At 62.5% G+C, this 18539-nt stretch carries 17 protein-coding genes; 13 read left to right on the plus strand and 4 right to left on the minus strand.

Annotated features, from left to right (window positions below):
* Window positions 1-2 precede the first annotated feature (2 nt).
* The 3 genes from GWK36_RS06665 to GWK36_RS06675 form a co-directional block, all read right to left on the minus strand.
* The gene (locus tag GWK36_RS06665; protein WP_166270480.1) at window positions 3-1076 is read right to left on the minus strand and encodes a protein phosphatase 2C domain-containing protein; all 1074 of its coding nucleotides are present in this window, start codon (window positions 1074-1076) and stop codon (window positions 3-5) included.
* Window positions 1066-1785 (minus strand): vWA domain-containing protein, encoded by a 720-nt coding sequence (locus GWK36_RS06670; RefSeq protein ID WP_166270481.1) that lies wholly within the window; start codon window positions 1783-1785, stop codon window positions 1066-1068. The genes GWK36_RS06665 and GWK36_RS06670 overlap by 11 nt, the downstream gene beginning before the upstream one ends.
* Before the next feature lie 150 nt (window positions 1786-1935).
* Window positions 1936-2691 (minus strand): TSUP family transporter, encoded by a 756-nt coding sequence (locus GWK36_RS06675; protein ID WP_166270482.1) that lies wholly within the window; start codon window positions 2689-2691, stop codon window positions 1936-1938.
* Between the two features lie 112 nt (window positions 2692-2803).
* Between GWK36_RS06675 and GWK36_RS06680 the strand changes: the two genes are divergently transcribed.
* The 11 genes from GWK36_RS06680 to GWK36_RS06730 all read left to right on the plus strand — a co-directional run bounded on the left by GWK36_RS06680 (window position 2804) and on the right by GWK36_RS06730 (window position 16251).
* Window positions 2804-3736 (plus strand): ABC transporter ATP-binding protein, encoded by a 933-nt coding sequence (locus GWK36_RS06680; RefSeq protein WP_166270483.1) that lies wholly within the window; start codon window positions 2804-2806, stop codon window positions 3734-3736.
* Window positions 3723-4511, plus strand: coding sequence for an ABC transporter permease (locus GWK36_RS06685; protein ID WP_166270484.1), 789 nt, complete (start codon window positions 3723-3725; stop codon window positions 4509-4511). Before GWK36_RS06680 ends, GWK36_RS06685 begins: the two co-directional genes overlap by 14 nt.
* An 87-nt stretch (window positions 4512-4598) precedes the next feature.
* A complete protein-coding gene (mrcB, locus tag GWK36_RS06690; RefSeq protein ID WP_166270485.1) occupies window positions 4599-7013 on the plus strand; it encodes a penicillin-binding protein 1B in 2415 nt (804 codons plus the stop codon).
* A 22-nt stretch (window positions 7014-7035) separates the two neighbouring features.
* Window positions 7036-7983: a tetratricopeptide repeat protein gene (locus GWK36_RS06695; RefSeq protein ID WP_246237750.1), complete on the plus strand. Its 948-nt coding sequence runs from the start codon at window positions 7036-7038 to the stop codon at window positions 7981-7983.
* Between the two features lie 75 nt (window positions 7984-8058).
* Window positions 8059-11814, plus strand: coding sequence for a methionine synthase (gene metH / locus GWK36_RS06700; protein WP_166270487.1), 3756 nt, complete (start codon window positions 8059-8061; stop codon window positions 11812-11814).
* A gap of 10 nt (window positions 11815-11824) precedes the next feature.
* The gene (locus GWK36_RS06705) at window positions 11825-12562 is read left to right on the plus strand and encodes a metal ABC transporter ATP-binding protein (RefSeq protein ID WP_166270488.1); all 738 of its coding nucleotides are present in this window, start codon (window positions 11825-11827) and stop codon (window positions 12560-12562) included.
* A complete protein-coding gene (locus GWK36_RS06710; protein ID WP_166270489.1) occupies window positions 12555-13409 on the plus strand; it encodes a metal ABC transporter permease in 855 nt (284 codons plus the stop codon). The genes GWK36_RS06705 and GWK36_RS06710 overlap by 8 nt, the downstream gene beginning before the upstream one ends.
* 11 nt (window positions 13410-13420) lie before the next feature.
* Entirely contained in the window at window positions 13421-14323 is a 903-nt protein-coding gene (locus tag GWK36_RS06715) for a hypothetical protein (protein WP_166270490.1), read from the plus strand.
* A complete protein-coding gene (locus GWK36_RS06720) occupies window positions 14316-14810 on the plus strand; it encodes a 6-pyruvoyl trahydropterin synthase family protein (RefSeq protein WP_246237752.1) in 495 nt (164 codons plus the stop codon). Before GWK36_RS06715 ends, GWK36_RS06720 begins: the two co-directional genes overlap by 8 nt.
* Entirely contained in the window at window positions 14807-15508 is a 702-nt protein-coding gene (locus tag GWK36_RS06725; protein ID WP_166270492.1) for an SDR family NAD(P)-dependent oxidoreductase, read from the plus strand. The genes GWK36_RS06720 and GWK36_RS06725 overlap by 4 nt, the downstream gene beginning before the upstream one ends.
* Window positions 15508-16251, plus strand: coding sequence for an SDR family NAD(P)-dependent oxidoreductase (locus tag GWK36_RS06730; protein ID WP_166270493.1), 744 nt, complete (start codon window positions 15508-15510; stop codon window positions 16249-16251). The genes GWK36_RS06725 and GWK36_RS06730 overlap by 1 nt, the downstream gene beginning before the upstream one ends.
* 50 nt (window positions 16252-16301) lie before the next feature.
* On the opposite strand, the gene GWK36_RS06735 is transcribed toward GWK36_RS06730, so the two are convergent.
* The gene (locus GWK36_RS06735; protein WP_166268956.1) at window positions 16302-16595 is read right to left on the minus strand and encodes a hypothetical protein; all 294 of its coding nucleotides are present in this window, start codon (window positions 16593-16595) and stop codon (window positions 16302-16304) included.
* Between GWK36_RS06735 and GWK36_RS16040 the strand changes: the two genes are divergently transcribed.
* The gene (locus GWK36_RS16040; protein WP_425482793.1) at window positions 16552-16674 is read left to right on the plus strand and encodes a MerR family DNA-binding transcriptional regulator; all 123 of its coding nucleotides are present in this window, start codon (window positions 16552-16554) and stop codon (window positions 16672-16674) included. The two genes, GWK36_RS06735 and GWK36_RS16040, sit on opposite strands and share 44 nt — an antisense overlap.
* A gap of 169 nt (window positions 16675-16843) precedes the next feature.
* Entirely contained in the window at window positions 16844-18343 is a 1500-nt protein-coding gene (locus GWK36_RS06745; RefSeq protein WP_210756882.1) for an IS1182 family transposase, read from the plus strand.
* Window positions 18344-18539: the final 196 nt, after the last annotated feature.

An 18539-nucleotide genomic window follows, 5' to 3' on the forward strand; every position in this document is an offset into this window, starting at 1 on the left:
CTTCATACCCTCTGGGGTGCATGCGCCGATGGATTGGCGGTGTGAGGGTTGGATGCCAGGGATACTGTACCGTCTCCATCGCTCGCCTGTATGTCGATGACCTCTGCGGCGACTTGGTGGGATTCTGCTGTGGGCGGTACGGATGGATCGACCGCGTCTCGATAGACCGCTTGAGCGCTATCGGCGACGGATGGAGAGGTGCCGATGTCTTCTATAAGATCGCTGCGGATACAGAGGATCAGGGTCAGGTCATCTGCGACGCCCTCGCGATTCCAGACGTCAGCCGCTGACGGAAGGCGCTCGCGCAACCAGCGCAGGCCATTGCGTCTTGTCTTCTCCACAAGATCCAGGATCACAGCCTCGCCGCGGTCGGCAAAGCTATCGGCAAAGCCGTCGGTGGCGAGGACCAGGGCCACTGTCTCCTCGTCGCTTGCGGCGGCGGTCTGCCAGTATCGATGCGCCGCCGGGCTGACCAAGCTCGGGGTGGCGAGCCCCAATCCCTCCAGAGTCTCGGTCAGCGGCTGGACCTGTAACGCGGTGTTGGTCTGTTGGAGCCGGTAGGTTCGGCTGTCACCGATCCCACCGGCCAGGATCAGGTCATGGGTGAGCACAAGCCCCACGACCGTAGTGCCATAGCGACGTCTCGCCACCTCATCCGCAGCGGCTGGGTCTTGGGCAGATTGGGCGTGGGTATCGACCTTGGCCTGCCAGATCTGCAAGAGGCGCTGACCGCATTTATCCCTGAAATGACGGCTGGCCTCGCGCCGCCAGTCGCCTTGGTTTGATTCGATGAGCTCAGCGACATAATGAGCGAACTCGGCGGCCATTTCGCCAAAGGCAGTGACCGCAAGCTGCGCTCCCCGATCGCTGTTGGGATAGTCCTTACCACCGTGCCCGTCCGCCAGCGCCAGGGCGATATAGGGCAGACCGCGGACATGGCCGCCACATCCGAGGCTTGCATCCTGATTGGGGGCCCTTTGGCGGCGATGCCGCTCGCCCCGCAGCGAGATCAGGGCAGCGACATGGCGCTCCGTCTCCCAGATCAGGCAAGGATTGGCGGGGGGCTCAGAAGACATCGTCTGGACTGATGGCATGGATCAAGTCTTCCTTGGTGAGATCGACAGGGGGTAGCTCTTCCTGGGTGCTCGAACTCTTGCTGCGCGAGGAGGCGCGCACCGCCTCGGTGCTGACCCGCTGGATGAAACGCCCGATCGAGGCCACGTCCCGCGCCTCCAGGGTCTCGATGGGTGAATCACCGCGGCGCAGATAGGGCGAGATGAAGAAATCCAGCGACTCTTTGTCATAGCCCTCGCCGATCCCGATCGACAGGCGCACCGCCCGTATCCCCCAGGGGGAGGCGTTGAGCCGCTCGATGGCCGCCTGATAGACCTCCTCTGGCTGGGTACAGAAGCCATCAGACAAGAGGACGGCCACCGGCGGGATGTTACGCACCCCCAGATTTTCTAGCGTCAGCTCATCGGCCAGCAACTGGATGGCATCAGCGGTGCTGGTATAGACGCCCGAGGCGTCGAGATTGGACCATTTCGATTGCGCCAGGGGTGTGCGCGGCGACAGGTGCCACTCGGCGCCCGACCCGAAGCGGATGGCGCCTATCTGGATCTCGATCAACTCCTCGTTTTCGAGGTCGCCGAGCAGAACAACCAGTTCCTGCACCGCCCGATTGACCGCTGCGATCTTTTCGCCGGCCATGGAGCCCGAGTTGTCGAGCAAGAGATAAAAATGCAAGCGGCGGCGCAGGGGTGTGCCCTTGATGATGTCATCCATTGCCGATCTCCAGGAGCCTAGTCACTGGTCAGGGGTTTCACCCGAGAGTTCTACCACAGCAGCAAGGCCGAGGGGTATCTCGCTTGTCAGCTTAAGGCATTGGGCTGGCAAGGATCTCCAGGCGCAAGTATAAATCCTGCCGCAAGTACCTCAGCGCAGTTCCCGCCATACCCAAGACGCCGACAGTAGCAGCGAGACCGTGACGAGCGCCGGACGCACCAGGGCGGCGCCGTGGCGGATGACCAGATGGCTGCCGATCCAGGCGCCGGTCAGTTGGCCGATGGCCATCGAGAGCGCGAGCGACCAATGGATCTGACCGCTGGGGAGAAAGCAAAGTAGGGCGGCGAGATTGCTGGTAAAGTTGAGCGCCTTGCTGTGTGCGGTGGCTTGTCTGAGCCCATAGCCGCGCAGGGCGACATAACCGAGCGCCAGAAAGGTCCCCGTCCCTGGCCCCAAGAGCCCATCATAGAAACCGACCCCAAGGGCGAGCGTCAGGGCAAAGGGGAGGGCACCGAGCCTAGGGCTTGTGCCCTGCTCGGGGATGGGTGGCAGGCGCCAAAAATAGATGGCGACGGCGATCAAAAGAAGCGGGATCGCTCCAGATGGCAGGAGGAGGGCAAGGCGCTGGATAGACCAGGCGCCGATCAGTGCCCCTACAAAGGTACAAGTGACGGCCAAGGCCAGACCCTGGGGGTCGAGCAGCCCCCGTTGAGCAAAGCGCACCGTTGCAAGCCCGCTCCCAAAGATGGCCTGGGTCTTGTTGGTTGCCAGGGCCTCGACGGGGCCCAGGCCCGCCCAGATCAGGGCGGGGATGGTGAGCAGCCCCCCGCCGCCGGCGAGGGTATCGATACAACCGGCGATGAGGGCCGCGCCGAAGAGCAGGGCAGCGAGCTCTGGGCTAGGCATCCTGAAGCTTGTACCCCATTATGTTGGCACTATTCCAAGGTCCAGAGGCGACGGGCGATGGATTCGGCCCGTTGGTTGACGGAGGCTTTAGGCTTCAGGACGAATCTGCACAATGTTCGCACTCGATGTTCAAGGGCTGATCAAGATTTATCGCGGCGGATTCCAGGCCCTCAAGGGCATAGATCTCCAGGTTGAGGAGGGCGATTTTTTCGCCCTGCTCGGACCCAATGGCGCCGGTAAATCGACCTTTATTGGGATCATTGCCTCGCTCGTGACCAAGAGCGCCGGGCGTGTGGCGGTGTTCGGCCATGATCTGGATCGCGACCCGGAGGGCGCGAAATCTTGCATCGGTCTGGTTCCCCAGGAGTTCAATTTCAATCTGTTCTTGCCGGCGATCGAGGTGCTGATCAATCAGGCCGGCTATTATGGCATCCCGCGCCAAGAGGCACGCATCCGCGCCGAGCGCTATCTGCGCCAGCTCGACCTGTGGGATAAGCGCGATACCGAGATGCGTCGGCTCTCGGGCGGGATGAAACGACGGCTGATGATCGCTCGCGCCCTGGTCCATGAACCCAGGCTCCTGATCCTAGACGAGCCGACCGCAGGGGTGGACATCGAGGTGCGCCGGACCATGTGGTCCTTCCTGCGTGCGCTCAACGCCCAGGGTACGACCATCATCCTGACTACCCATTATCTGGAGGAGGCCGAGAGCCTTTGTCGCAACATCGCCATCATCGATCAAGGGCGGATCGCCGAGCGCACCAACCTGACCCAATTGCTAGGTCGGCTGCATACCGAGACCTTCGTGCTCAACCTCAAGGGGCGGATCTCTGAATTGCCCGAGCTTGGCGGATTCGTGCTCCAGGCAGTCGATGATTGCACCATCGAGGTCGAGATGAACCGCGCCCATACGATCAACGGGCTCTTCGAGGCCCTCTCGCGTAATGGGATCGAGGTGATCAGTCTGCGCAACAAACAAAACCGGCTCGAACGTCTATTCCTGGAGCTGGTCGATCGGCAGGGGACGGAGGATGATCGGCGATAACTGGCGCTGGCGGCGCTATTGGATCACCTTGCAAACCATCCTGATCAAAGAGGTTTTGCGCTTTATGCGCATCTGGGTGCAGACCATCCTGCCCTCAGTGATCACCACGACCCTGTATTTTATCATCTTCGGGCGACTGATCGGCGAACGTATCGGCCCGATGGCGGGCCTGGGCTATCTCGATTTCATCGTTCCTGGCCTGGTGCTGATGGCGGTGATTACCAATTCATATGCCAATGTGGTGTCGTCGTTTTATAGCAGCAAGTTCTCGCGCTATATCGAAGAGCTGTTGATTGCGCCCATCCCCAATTGGGTGATCCTGGCCGGCTATATCGCCGGCGGTGCGGCGCGCGGCCTAGCGGTCGGGGGCGTGGTCTTAGGGGTGGCGCTGCTGTTTACCGATGTCCATGTCCATGATCCCTGGGTAACGCTCGGTATCATGCTCTTGACGGCGGTCCTCTTTTCGCTTGGCGGCCTGATCAATGCCATCTATGCCAATAGCTTTGATGATATCTCGATCGTGCCGACCTTTGTCCTGACCCCCTTGACCTATCTCGGCGGGGTGTTCTATTCAATCGAGCTGCTGCCCGAGTTTTGGCGAAATATCTCGCTTGTCAATCCGATACTCTATATGATCAACGCCTTTCGCTATGGTCTTTTTGGGGTCACCGATGTCCCCTTGGGCCTAGCCTTTGGCATGACCCTGTTGTTTATCCTGATCCTCACGGCCTATAGCCTCAGTCTTTTGCGCCGGGGGGTGGGGATTAAGACCTGAAAGGCCTTGCCTACTCCTGCGGCAGGGAAGGTGTTTGCAGCCGTTGTCCTCAAGGAGCCCGCCCCAGGCGGCATCGATGCGTAAGCCATGTCTTTAAACCATGCTTTGGTCCGGTTTCGCCTCCAGCCAGGCCGTGCAGCGCGGGGGGGCGCCCTTCGCAAACAGGGAGGCGGGGCCCTGTTCGGCTGGCTGCTCATCTTGGCAGCGGCGGCCGTCTTGGCCCTCGCGCTCTATGGCAACCGTCTCGATGGCGTGGTGCGCAGCAAGTTCGAGGGTCAGCGCTGGGCCCTGCCAGCGCGGGTCTGGGCCCGCCCCCTGGAGCTCTATGTCGGACGGCGCCTTACCCCCGATCAGTTTGAGACCGAGCTCAAACGCCTGAACTACCGCGCTGTCCAGCAGCCGCAGTCCGATGGCCAATACCGGCGCCAAGGTGAGCACTTTGTGGTCTGTACCAGGCCCTTTCGCTTTTGGGATGGCGCCGAGCCCGAGCGCCATCTGGAGCTCGCCTTTGCCCAAGGTCAGGTAAGCGAGCTGGTCGATGCCGACAGCGGTCAGGAGCTGGCCCTGGTGCGGCTTGATGCCATGCTGATTGCCAATATCTATCCGACCCATAACGAGGACCGGGTCTTGGTGCGCTATCAGGACCTGCCGCCCCTGCTGATCAAAACCCTGATTGCGGTCGAGGACCGCAATTTTTTCCAGCATATCGGGGTCGATCCGCGCGGTATCGTGCGCGCGACCATCAATAACCTGCGCGCCGGCACCGTGGTCGAGGGCGCCAGCACCCTCACCCAGCAATTGGTCAAGAACTTTTATCTCAATGCCGAGCGCTCTTTGAAGCGCAAGCTGAAAGAGGCCTATATGGCCGTGCTGCTCGAGCGCCATTACACCAAGGAGGAGATCCTCGAGGCCTATGCCAACGAGATCTATCTAGGACAAGATGGCGACCGCGCCATCCACGGCTTTGGTCTAGCCAGCGAGTTCTATTTCAATCTGCCGCTCAAAGAGCTCGACACCCCGAAGATCGCGCTCCTGGTTGGGTTGGCGCAGGCCCCCTCGGCCTATGATCCGCGCCGCAATCCAGATGCCGCCCTGCGCCGGCGCAATTTGGTCTTGGACCTGATGGTGCGCGGTGGGGTCATTGCTCAGGCCGAGGCTGAGCGCGCCAAGCGCGCGCCGCTCGGCATCCAGGACGGTGGCGGGCGGCCAGCCGGCTTTTATCCAGACTTCGTCGCCCTGGTGCGCCAGCAGCTCAGACGCGACTATCGCGATGAGGACCTGCGCTCCGAGGGCCTGAATATCTTCACCACCCTGGATCCTCTGGTGCAGGCGACGGTCGAGCGCGCCCTGGCCAAACAGTTGCCGGTCCTGGAGAAACAACGCGGGATGCGGTCTGGGACCCTGGAGGGCGCGGCAGTAGTGGCCTCGGTCGAGCAAGGGGAGGTCTTGGCGATCGCCGGCGGGCGCCAGCCGGGCTATGCGGGATTCAACCGCGCCCTCCATTCGGTTCGGCCCATTGGCTCGTTGGTCAAACCGCCTATCTATCTCCTTGCCCTTTCCAAGCCCGAGCGTTATACCCTGACCACCCCCATCCCCGATCAGCCGGTCAGTCTACCCGACGGCAACAAGCGCTGGGAGCCCAAAAACTATGATCATCGGGTCTATGGGTCAGTGCCCCTGCACAGCGCCTTGGCACGCTCCCTCAACCTGGCGACGGTCAATCTGGGCCTGGATCTGGAGGTGAAGAACGTGGTGGAGACCCTCTATAAGATGGGCGCGCAGCGGCGCATCCGTCCGGTCCCCTCGGTCCTGTTGGGCGCGGTGTCCCTGTCACCGCTCGAGGTGAGCCAGATCTATCAGACCATCGCTGCTGGCGGCTATCGCGCGCCCCTACGTGCCATCCGCGAGATCGTCGATGCCCAGGGCCGACCGCTCAACCGCTATCCGCTCGCCATCGAACCCGTAGTCGATCCCAAGGCGGCCTATCTCGTAACCTGGGCGATGCAGCGGGTGGTAACCAACGGCACCGCCCGCTGGCTGGGCGCCCAGTTACCCAAAGGGATGACCATGGCCGGAAAGACGGGGACTACAGACGAGAAACGCGATAGCTGGTTTGCGGGGTTTTCGGGCGACAAGGTCGCTGTGGTCTGGGTCGGACGCGACGACAATCAGCCCATCGGTCTGGCAGGCGCGGAAGGTGCGCTTCGGGTCTGGGCCGACCTCATGCTTGCGCTCGACAATGAACCATTGCACGAGGTCCCGCCCGAGGGGGTGGTCTTGGTGGATGCCTGTGGCCAGACCGGCGTACCCTATATCGGCGATAGCGCTAAACGCGTGGGCCGCTGCGGCGGGGGCGGCAGTAGCAGCGGACGGACGGCGGGCGGGAGCGAAAGCGCCGCCGCTGTTCAATCCCCGACTGATACAGCCCAGGCTGCCCCCCCCGAACCACCGCCTAGACCTCGTACCCAGAATCATTTCATGGGCGATTTTTTCGACCGCTGATCCTGTTTAAGAGACCATGTACGTGTTGCAACGCCCGTTTGACATCCTCGCCCTCTCGCTTGCCGCTGCCCTGGGCCTGAGTGCCTGTGCGCTGGGTTCGCGCGAGGGTCCACCCGCACCTGTGGTGCGGGTGACTCCACGTCCTGAACAGCCGGCGCGCTCATCCCAGAGGGCAGCGCAGCCTACGCCGCCTGCTCAGCCGCCGGCAAGCTTACCCAAACCAGCCACCCAGGTCTTTGCCTATCGGGATCCGAGCCTATCGTCTGAGACCCCGCCGGCGCTGCACTCAGCCCCTCAAGCGCCATCTCAACCGCTCCAGCCGCCGACCGCAGCAACCCCCGTTGTCCCAAGCCAACCGCCACCCATACAGCCTAAGCAGCTAGGGGATCAGACTGCTGTGCCCAGCGCTGGCCCCGGTGTGGTCCCGGTCCAGCCCCTTGCGCCCTCTCAGCCCTCTGCCCCGGAGACGGCTGGCGCACAGCCGGTCCCGGCAATGCCCAGTCCAGATCAACCCGCAGCCGAGCCTCAGACAGCGAAACCGCCGCAGGTCGCTAAAGTCGGCCCGCGTCCAGTCATGCCGGTCAGCGAGCAGCCAAGCGCCCCTACGCGCCCGGCGGCATCCTTGCCGCCTGCAAATATTGCTGCGCCGGAGCTCCCGCCGGCAGCGGCCAAGCTCGCCGCCCAGTCCGAACAGCATCGGCGTGCCGGCGACTATGCCGCTGCAGCCGCGGCGCTCGAGCGTTCGCTGCGCATCGCCCCGCGCGATCCCTATCTCTTGAACCGGCTCGCCCGGGTGCGTCTGGAGCAGGGGCAGGCAGAGCTTGCTGCCAATCTCGCCGCCCGCGCCAATGACCTGGCCGGCGGGCGCGAGGACCTCAAGCGCGACAACTGGCATATCATCGCCGCCTCCAAACGGCAGACGGGCGACGAGGAAGGCGCGCGCCAGGCCGAGCAGCGTGCCGGTTTTTGAATGTGGCCGCCCGACAATCTCTGGGCACCTTGCCTGTTGCTCTGCTTGCCACCCACCTGGTGAACACTAACCGACATGACTGTCCTTGCCTCCCGTATCCGCGCCCGTCTCAAGGACGCCATCCTGATCCTCGATGGTGCCATGGGCACCATGATCCAGCGCCTAGGCTTGAGCGAGGCCGATTATCGCGGTGAGCGCTTTGCCGATTGGCCAAGACCCTTGAAGGGCAATAACGACCTTTTGGTCCTCACCCACCCCGATGTCATCGCCGAGATCCATCGCGCCTATCTCGCTGCTGGCGCCGACATCATCGAGACCAATAGCTTCAATGCCAACCGCATCTCGCTGGCCGATTATGGGATGGAGGGGCTGGTCTATGAGCTTAATATGGCAGCGGCGCGCCTAGCCCGCGCCTGTGCCGATGAATATGCAACGCCGGATCGACCTCGCCTTGTTGCGGGTGTGCTCGGCCCCACCAATCGCACCGCCTCGATCTCTCCGGATGTCAATGACCCGGGCTATCGCAATATCGATTTCGATACCCTGGTCGCGGCCTATGCCGAGGCGGCGCGCGGTCTGATCGCCGGCGGTGTCGATCTGCTCCTGATCGAGACCATCTTCGATACCCTCAATGCCAAGGCGGCGGTCTTTGCCTTGAAACAGATCTTCGCCGAGGACGGGGTCGAGCGCCCGATCATGATCTCGGGGACCATCACCGACCAGTCGGGTCGCACCCTGACCGGACAGACCACTGAGGCCTTTTATAATTCGCTGCGCCATGCCGAGCCCCTGAGCATCGGCTTAAATTGCGCGCTGGGGCCCTATGAGCTTCGGCCCTATGTCGAGGAGCTGGCGCGCATCGCCGACTGCTTCGTCTCCGCCCATCCCAATGCGGGTCTGCCCAATGCCCTGGGCGGCTATGACCTGAGGCCAGAACAGATGGCGCTTGAGGTCGGTGACTGGGCCAGGCGTGGGTTTCTCAATATCGTCGGCGGCTGCTGCGGGACCACACCCGAGCATATCCGGGCGATCGCCGAGGCCGTCCGCGGCTGTGCACCGCGACCCCTCCCCGAGATCCCCCCCGCCTGCCGCTTGGCCGGGCTTGAGCCGCTCAATATCCGCCCCGAGGTCTCTTCCTTTGTCAATGTCGGCGAACGCACCAATGTCACCGGCTCGGCCCGCTTCCGGCGCCTGATCCAGTCCGGCGACTATGAGTCGGCGCTCGCCGTGGCGCGCGAACAGGTGGAAAACGGGGCCCAGGTCATCGATGTCAACATGGACGAGGGGCTCTTGGACGCAGTCGCGGCCATGCAGCGTTTTCTGAATCTGATCGCTGCCGAGCCCGAGATCGCCCGGGTGCCGGTGATGATCGACTCGTCCAAATGGGAGGTGATCGAGGCGGGGCTCAAGTGCGTCCAGGGCAAGCCGATCGTCAATTCGATCTCGTTGAAGGAGGGCGAGGCGCGGTTCATCGAACAGGCGCGCCTGTGCCGGCGCTATGGGGCGGCGGTGATCGTCATGGCCTTCGACGAACAGGGCCAGGCCGACACCTGCGCGCGCAAGGTCGAGATCTGTACCCGCGCTTATCGGCTGCTCACCGAAGGGGTCGGCTTCCCGCCCGAGGATATCATCTTTGACCCCAATATCTTTGCCGTCGCCACCGGGATCGAAGAGCACAACGACTATGCCCGGGCCTTCATCGAGGCGACGCGCATCATCAAACAGACCCTGCCGCACGCTCTGGTCTCGGGCGGGGTATCGAACGTCTCCTTCGCCTTCCGCGGCAATGACCCGGTGCGCGAGGCGCTCCATGCGGTCTTTTTGTATCACGCCATCCAGTCCGGCATGGACCTGGGGATCGTCAATGCCGGTCAGTTGGCGATCTATGATGACCTGCCTGAGGAGCTACGCGAAGCGGTCGAGGACGTGATCCTCAACCGCTGTCCGGATGCCACCGAGCGCCTTCTCGCCATCGCCCCCAGATACAAGGGGGAGGGCGGGGCAGAGACCGCAACCGCCGATCAGGAGTGGCGCAGCTGGCCGGTCGCCGAGCGGCTCAAATATGCCCTGGTCAAGGGGATCACCGACCATATCGAGGAGGATACCGAGGCTGCGCGCCAGGCTCTGGGCAGGCCCCTGGCGGTGATCGAGGGCCCCCTGATGGACGGCATGAACCATGTCGGGGACCTGTTTGGCGCAGGCAAGATGTTCCTGCCGCAGGTGGTCAAATCGGCGCGGGTGATGAAGAAGGCGGTCGCCTATCTCCAGCCCTTCTTGGAGGACGAAAAGGCCGCCGGCGAGGTCTCGGGAAACCAGGGGCGCATCCTGATCGCCACGGTCAAGGGCGATGTGCACGACATCGGCAAGAATATCGTTGCGGTCGTGCTCCAGTGTAACGGTTATGAGGTGATCGACCTTGGGGTCATGGTCCCTGCCGAGACCATCCTCGAGCGGGCGCGCGCCGAGCAGGTCCAGATCATTGGGCTCTCTGGACTCATCACGCCGTCGCTGGACGAGATGGTGCATGTCGCCAAGGAGCTGAAGCGAACGGGGATCACTCTACCCCTGTTGATCGGCGGGGCCACGACCTCCAAGGTGCATACCGCACTCAAGATCGCCCCCCAACGTGAGGAACCGGTGATCTATGTCCCGGATGCCTCGCGCGCCGTAGGGGTAGTGGCCCATCTCTTGAGCGACGAGCTGCGCCCCGCCTATCTCGAACAGATCTGCACTGAATATAGCCGCATCCGCGCCGAGCGCGAAGGGCGGGAGTCGGGGCGCAGGTCCATGTCGCTTCAGGAGGCGCGCGCCAATCGCGTCCAGATCGCTTGGGAACAGACCCCATTGATCGAGCCCGCCTTACTGCGTCCCCATTTCGAGGACCCCGGCCCCTGGGCGCTCGAGGTCGTGCGCGGTGATGCCTGGGCCGTGGCCACCATCCAGGACTTTCCGCTGGCTGATCTCGCCCAGTACATCGACTGGCTGCCCTTCTTTCAGGCCTGGGAGCTTGCGCATAACCGCTTCCCCGACATCCTGGACGACCCGATCATCGGCGAGGAGTCGCGCCGCCTCTATGCCGATGCTCAGGTCTTCTTGCAGCGCTTGATCGATGAAGACTGGTTGACTGCACGCGCGGTCTTTGGGTTCTTCGCCGCCAATCGCCTGGGCGATGACGATATCGCGCTCTTTGCCGACCTCGCGCGCAGCCAGCGCCTGGCGGTGGCCCATCACCTGCGCCAACAGATGGTACGCGATGCCGCGCGCAATCAGCCAAACTTTTGTCTGGCCGATTTCATCGCCCCGCCGGGTCATCCCGACTGGATCGGTGCATTCGCCGTGACCGCCGGCATCGGGATCGAGGCCCACCTCGAACGCTTTGCCGCGAATCACGACGACTACAGCGCGATCATGCTCAAGGCGCTCGCCGACCGGCTTGCTGAGGCCTTTGCTGAGCGCCTGCATCAGTTAGTGCGCATCCGTTATTGGGGCTATGCACCGGATGAGTCACTCACCAACGAGGAGCTCATCGCCGAGCGCTATCAGGGGATTCGGCCCGCGCCCGGCTATGCCGCCTGCCCCGACCATACCGAGAAGGGGACGCTGTGGCGCCTGCTCGAACCGGACCAGCGGGTGGGGATTCGGCTGACCGAGAACTTCGCCATGTGGCCCACCGCCTCGGTCTCTGGCTGGTATCTGGCCCATCCCCAGGCCCGTTATTTTGGGGTGGGTCGCATCCAGCGCGATCAGGTCGAGGACTATGCCCGGCGCAAGGGGATGACCCTCGCTGAGGCCGAGCGTTGGTTAGCGCCGGTCTTGGGCTATGAGCCCTGAGCAACCTGCAATGTCTGAGCCTGTCATCCAGGTCCAGTCGCTGAGTTTTTCATATGGCGAGACCTTGGTGCTCGAGCAGGTGGATCTCGAGGTCAGGGCAGGGGAGTTTCTGGGTCTGGTCGGGCCCAATGCCGGCGGCAAGAGCACCCTGCTGAAGCTCATCCTAGGTCTGTATGAGCTACAACAGGGATACATCCGGGTCCTGGGCAAGCCGCCGCGTTTGGCGGTGCGTCAACTGGGCTATGTCCCCCAGTTTCCCACCTTTCCGCGCGATTTCCCGATCTCTGTCGAGGAGGCGGTGGCCCTGGGGCGGATCGGTGCAAGCGGCAGGGGGCTTTGGGGTTGGCTAAGCCAAAGCGACCGCCTGGCCGCGCACCAGGCGCTCGCCGAGGTCGAGGCAGAGGATCTCGCCAGGCGCCCGATCGGGCGGCTGTCCGGCGGTCAGTTGCAGCGGGTCTTGTTGGCGCGCGCCCTGGTGTCTGACCCTAAGATCCTGATCCTGGACGAGCCGACCGCCAATATCGATCAGCGCGCCGAGGGCGAGATCTTCGATCTGCTCGCCCGGCTCAACCAGCGCCTAACTATCCTGCTGGTGTCGCACGACATCGCCTTCATCTCAGGCTATGTCAGCCGGGTGGCCTGTCTCAACCGCACCCTGATCTGTCATGAGACTCAGCCCTTAACAGGCGATCTGATCCACAGGCTTTATGGCGGGCCGGTGCACCGCGTCGAGCATCGACATGCCTGAGTTTATCGCCGCCTTGAGCGCATACGCCTTTTTGCAAAAGGCCCTGATCGCCGGGCTTCTGGCCAGCATCGGCTGCGGTCTGATTGGACCATTCGTGGTCGTCAAGCGCATCGCCTTCATGGCAGGGGGTATCGCGCATGCCGTTCTGGGGGGGATGGGCGCGGCGATTTATCTTGGATTTGATCCCTTGCTAGGGGCGATCATCGCCTCGCTCGTCTCGGCCGTCCTGATGGGGATGGTACGCCTGGCCTGGCAGGCGCAAGAGGACACCCTGATCAGCGCCCTCTGGGCGGTGGGCATGGCGATCGGCCTCCTCTTCATTGCCAAGACCCCCGGCTATCGGTCAGACCTGATGGGGCTATTATTCGGCAATATCCTCCTGGTGCCGGATCGGGCGCTCATCTGGATGGCGGGGCTTGATCTCTTGGTAGGGGCAACGATCGCGACTTTTTATCGGCCCTTATTGGCCCTGACCTTCGACGAGGAGTTTGCCCGTCTGCGCGGGGTGCCGGTTGCTGCCTTTTATCTCTTGTTGCTGTGCCTGGTGGCCCTGACCGCGGTCCTCTTGATCCAGGTGGTGGGCCTGATCCTGGTCATCGCCCTGCTCACCCTACCGGCGGCGATCGCTGGACACTATATCCATTCTCTTGAGTCCATGATGCTGATCGCGACCCTGCTCGGTATGCTCTTCACTAGCCTGGGCCTGGCCCTGTCCTTTGCCCCAGATCTTCCGGCAGGCCCTACCATGATCCTGTTGGCAGGGGCTGTCTATATCCTCTCGGCGCTTTTCAGCCAGTGGCTCAGAAATCGGCGGGCGCGGCGGCTGACCGGGTCAGGCGGCACCTGAAGGGATTGTCGATGATGGCCGATTGGCTGGTCTCCTTGCCCTTCTTCGGCCTAGGCGCACTACTGCTTGCGCTGGGCCTGGTGCTGTTACCAGCGATGCAAGGGCCTTGGCCGTGGCTTTTACCGCTGTTTGCCCTGGCCTTGCAGGCCGCCCAGTCTGGAGCGGATGCCTTGGGGGTTGGCCTGGTGCTCGGACTTGCCTTGACCAGCGCCCTCTTTGCTTTGGCTGCTACACCAGACCCTAATACCCAACCACCCTCCTGCAGGGAGATTGGCTTGGCAAGGCGGACTGTAGGGCGCGCAATGCCCAACCTATGGCTGCTAGTTGAACGCGCATCCATCCCTTGGTTAGGTCTGTTGTTTGCCAGCGCTGCTGCTACGCTGATGGCACTCGACGGTCGGATCGCGCGGTGGGAGGGGGCGTTGTTAGGTACGGCAGGGTTTGGAGCCCTCCTGGCCTGCCGCTGGCAGGCATCGCCGTGGCCTAGGTCGGGAAATTCGGTTGCACACCTTGCTACATTGGTGCGCCATCTCCCCCGGCTGGTCGCTGCCCTGACCCTGGTCGGCGCCGGTGCCCGCCTGATCCTGATCGGCGCGCTTGATCTGGGACTGGTCCTGGACCTCGGTACACATGCCATCGGCCTGGCGCTGGGCGCGGGGATGGGCTTGGTTGGGTGGGACGGTCAGGTGCGCAATATGCAGCCGACCAATGGCATCGGCTGGAGTGGGGTACGCACTGCATACTTTACTGCAACCCTTGCGCTGACAGGCGTCCTGGGGTTGGCTGCTCTCAGCACCCCCGGCGGCTTGGCTTGCCGCCAGGTCCCTCCAGCTGCCTGGTGGATCTTGACGGCAGTGGGGGTGATTGTTTGGATTGCGTACAATGGGCCATGTGATGAGGAGCGCTGTGTCTGACCCGAAATTGACGCGGATCGAGGTCCATAAGGACTATCTCAAGTTCAGCGCCGCACATTTCACCCTTTTTTCGGCGAGCGCGCGCGAGAACCTGCACGGTCATGACTTTCGCGTCCGCTGTACGGTGACGGCGGCAGTCGGGGAGGATGGGCTGGCCTTCGACTATGGGATCTTGAAGCAGGCGCTGGCGGCACTCTGCGCCGAGCTGGACGAGCGAGTGCTTTTACCTCTCCATTCGCCCTATCTGCGCGTCGAGGTGGAGGATGGCTGGGTCTCTGCCCATTTTGCCGCCGAGCGCATCCCCTTCCTGGCGCGGGATGTCTTGCTCTTGCCGGTGCGCAATGTCACCGCCGAGGAGCTCGCCGGCCTCCTCCTCGAACGTCTGCAGGCGCGCCCTGAGATCTCGGCCCTGAAGCTCCAGTCCATTGCATTGGGCGTCTCGTCCGGGCGTGGTCAGTGGGCATTCGCTCATTGGGGGATCACATGACATCGCTGATCGTCACCGGCGCCTCTTCGGGGATTGGGCTCGCCATTGCCCGGCGGTTTATGGCCGAGGGCTGGCGGGTCATCAATCTCTCGCGCCGCCCCTGCCCCGAGCCCCAGGTAGAACACCTGAGCGCCGATCTCCAGGACCCTGAGTGCCTAGAGCGCGCGCTCGCTGGGCTTGCAGGGCGGTTTGCTCAAGGGTCACAGTTCTGTCTCGTCCATAATGCAGCGCGTCTCGAGCCTGATCGCATCGACGATCTGCCGGATGCCAAGCTGCGCTCGGTCATCGAGCTTAATCTGCTTGCGCCCAACCGCATCAATCAGGCTCTGATCCCGCTGATGGGCGCGGGATCGAGCATTCTCTATATCGGCTCGACCCTCGCTGAGAAAGCGGTCCCAGGGACGGCGAGCTACACCATCGCCAAGCACGCCCTCGTCGGGATGATGCGTGCCACCTGCCAGGACCTTGCCGGGCGCAGGATCCATACCTGTATGCTCTGCCCGGGGTTTACCGATACCCCGCAATTGCGTGCCCTGCTGGGTGATGACCCCGAGCGCCTGCGGGCGATCGCGGCGATGAACGCCTTCGGGCGCTTGGTCGCGCCTGAAGAGATCGCCGAGCTCGCCTGGGTAGCCGCGCATTCCCCGGTGCTCAATGGCGCCTTGATCCACGCCAACCTCGGTCAGAGCGAACGCTGATGGAACGCATTGTCTGTATCAGCGGCGGGACCTCAGGGATCGGGGCGGGGCTGGTTGTGGCATTTCTTCAAGCCGGCGATCGGGTCTATACCTTTGGGCGCACGCCCGCCAAGGTTGAGGCATTGTGCCAGGCCCATGCCCAAGCGGTCGCCGCCGGTCGATTGAGAGCCCTGGTTGGAGATGCGACGGACGGGTCGTTTCGCAAGGCCCTGCACCACCAGATCGCCCACGAGTCGGGGCATCTGGACGTCTTAGTCAACAACGCTGCCGTGATCGTAAGCCAAGGGACCCTGGAGGAGAGCCTCGATGATTGGCACAGGACCCTGGAGATCGACCTCATCGCCCCCTTCGCTTTGATACAAGTCATGATCGATCTGCTCGAACGCAGCTCCTCGCCCGCAGTGATCAATCTCTCCTCGGCCTGCGCGCACCATCCCTTTTCAACCTGCACCTCGACCTGTTATTCGGTTGCCAAGGCGGGGCTTGAGATGCTCACTCGTCGCCTGGCCTTGGCCCTGGGGCCCAAGGGGATCAGGGTCAATGCGGTTGCCCCTGGAGTGGTCCCCTCACCGATGTGGGGGGAGGCATCTGAATTGATCGAGCAGACGATCGCCCGCCGCCATGTCTTGAAACAACAGCCCGTCACTGCGGGGGACATCGCCGCGGCGGTCCTCTATCTGGCTGCAGCCGAACGGGTGACGGGGGCGATCCTTGCCGTCGATGCCGGTTATACTCTGGGTTGATCCGGCGTTGGCGGTTCGCTGAGCGCCCGATAGCTGCCCGAGCGGATCATCTAGAGGAGTTGCTCGAGCGCTATGGTCGCGACGCCGACGAGCCTGAGCGCCGCTGTTCCGAGTTGCAGGCTGGACTCGATCAGCCCGGGATAGGCGTGGATGGTGCTGGCGGCGCGCAGACGAGCGGCCTGTTCAAGGTCGTGGGCGCGGGGGCGATGATCGGGGCCTAGGGATAATGGCGATGGAGCCAACCCTAGTATTACAAGCTGTGCGTGATAGTGGATAATTTTCCACATGGAAAGCGCGATGATGGGCACAGGCAAGGCGGCGAAGCGGCTTGGCGTTTCGGTCAAGACCTTGCAACGCTGGGAGCGCGAAGGGGGTTTGATCCTGGTGGCGCGAACAGTCGCGAGGCACAAATCCGCGAGTTGATTGGCTTGCGCAATAAGGTATCAGAGCCAATGCGGATTGATGCCTACTGTCGCATATCCAGTGCTGCGCAGAAGCCAGACCTCGCCGACCAGCGCAAGGTGTTGAAACTGTCGAAAAAGGGGCGAATCCACCTTAAACGATTGGGGTTTACTCTGGCAGAGGTGACCCCATGCCAAAATTCAAACCCTGCAACTACGACCAGATGGTCATGCTGCCCATCTCCCTCGAAAACCAGATCCTCCCCGGCAGCCTGGAGCACACCATCCACGAAGTGGTCGAAAAGCACATGGACCTTTCGGTCTTCGACCAGCGCTACAACAACGACGAAACAGGCGCAACCGCCATTCATCCCAAAATCCTGCTCAAAGTCATTTTGCTGGCTTACGCCCGCGGCTTGCTCAGTTCCCGACAAATCGAGCGCGCCTGCGTCGAAAACGTCACCTTCATCGCGCTCGCCTGCGGGTATTCCCCCGACCACAGCACCATCGCCAACTTCGTCTCAACCATGCAGGCAGAAATCGAGAGCCTCTTCTGCGACGTCCTGCTGGTGTGCGAAGAGATGAACCTGCTCGGCGGCTCGCACTTCAGCCTGGACGGGGTCAAACTCTCCGCCAACGTCTCCAAAGAGTGGAGCGGCACCTTCGACGAACTCAAGCGCAAGCGCGATAAGTTGCAGGAGAAACTGCAGCAGGCGATGGCAGAGCATCGGCAGGCCGACGCCCAGCCCGAGGTCGAGTTGGAACGCCAGCAGCAGCGCGAGAGACGCCTGCAGCGGGCAGTCGAACGGTTGGAGCAGTTCCTGCAGAGCGAACAGCCCAAGACCGGCAGCGACGGCAAAGAAATCCAGAGCAACGCGGTGGACAACGAATCGGTCAAGATGCCCACCGCCCACGGCGTCGTGCAGGGCTACAACGCCCAGGCGCTGGTTGATTCCAAACATCAAATCATCCTCGCCGCCGAAGCCTTCGCCACCCAGGACCATGACAACCTCGAGCCAATGTTGACGGGTGCGAAAAAGAATCTCAAGGCGATTGGCAAGGACGAGACCTTCTTTCAGGGCAAGACCCTGACCGCAGACAGCAACTATCATAGTGTGGAGAGCCTGGTGTTCTGCCAGACTGAAGGAGTGGACGCCTACATCCCCGACATCCACTTCCGCAAACGGGATGAGCGCTTCGCCGATCGAGACCGTTTCAAGGGTGGACGGCAGAAAGAAGCGCCTTTCTCGCTGACGGATTTCACGTTCGACCCCGACCGACAACGGTATCTCTGTCCCCAGGGCAGGGAACTCACCCTGCACGCCCGCAGCCAGCGCAACCGCTATCGCATCTACGACGTCTACCACGCCCACCCCCAGGACTGCGCCGCCTGTCCGCTGCGCGAACGCTGCCTGAGCAAGCCCTCCGCTTCCCGCCGCTATCTCTCCGTTCCGACCACACAGCCGCCCAATCTGCTCGACGAGATGAAAGCCAAAATTGACAGTCCACAGGGCAAGAAGATTTACGCCCGCCGTTTAGCGATGGTCGAGCCGGTCTTTGCAAACATTTGCGTTCACAAACACATGAACCGATTCACGCTGCGCTCGAAAGCCAAAGTGGATGTACAATGGAGATTGTACGCACTGGTGCACAATATCGGTAAAATCTGCGTGTTTGGGACGTTGAATTAGCCGAGAACGAGAGCAAATCTCTGCCTCAACCGCCTGGCATGCCCCCTCACCCCGCCGCGCCAGCCGCCCCAGGCAGGTTTCGCTCCGCGAAAAACGGTTTTTCGACAGTTTCGTTGGAAGAGTTTGTTGTGGCGAAAGGCTTGTCGAATGTCGAGTTCGTTGAGGAAAGAGGTCAAGACCCTGATCCTTGCTCACA

It is taken from the genome of Caldichromatium japonicum (assembly GCF_011290485.1).
In the GTDB taxonomy this organism is placed as follows: domain Bacteria; phylum Pseudomonadota; class Gammaproteobacteria; order Chromatiales; family Chromatiaceae; genus Thermochromatium; species Thermochromatium japonicum.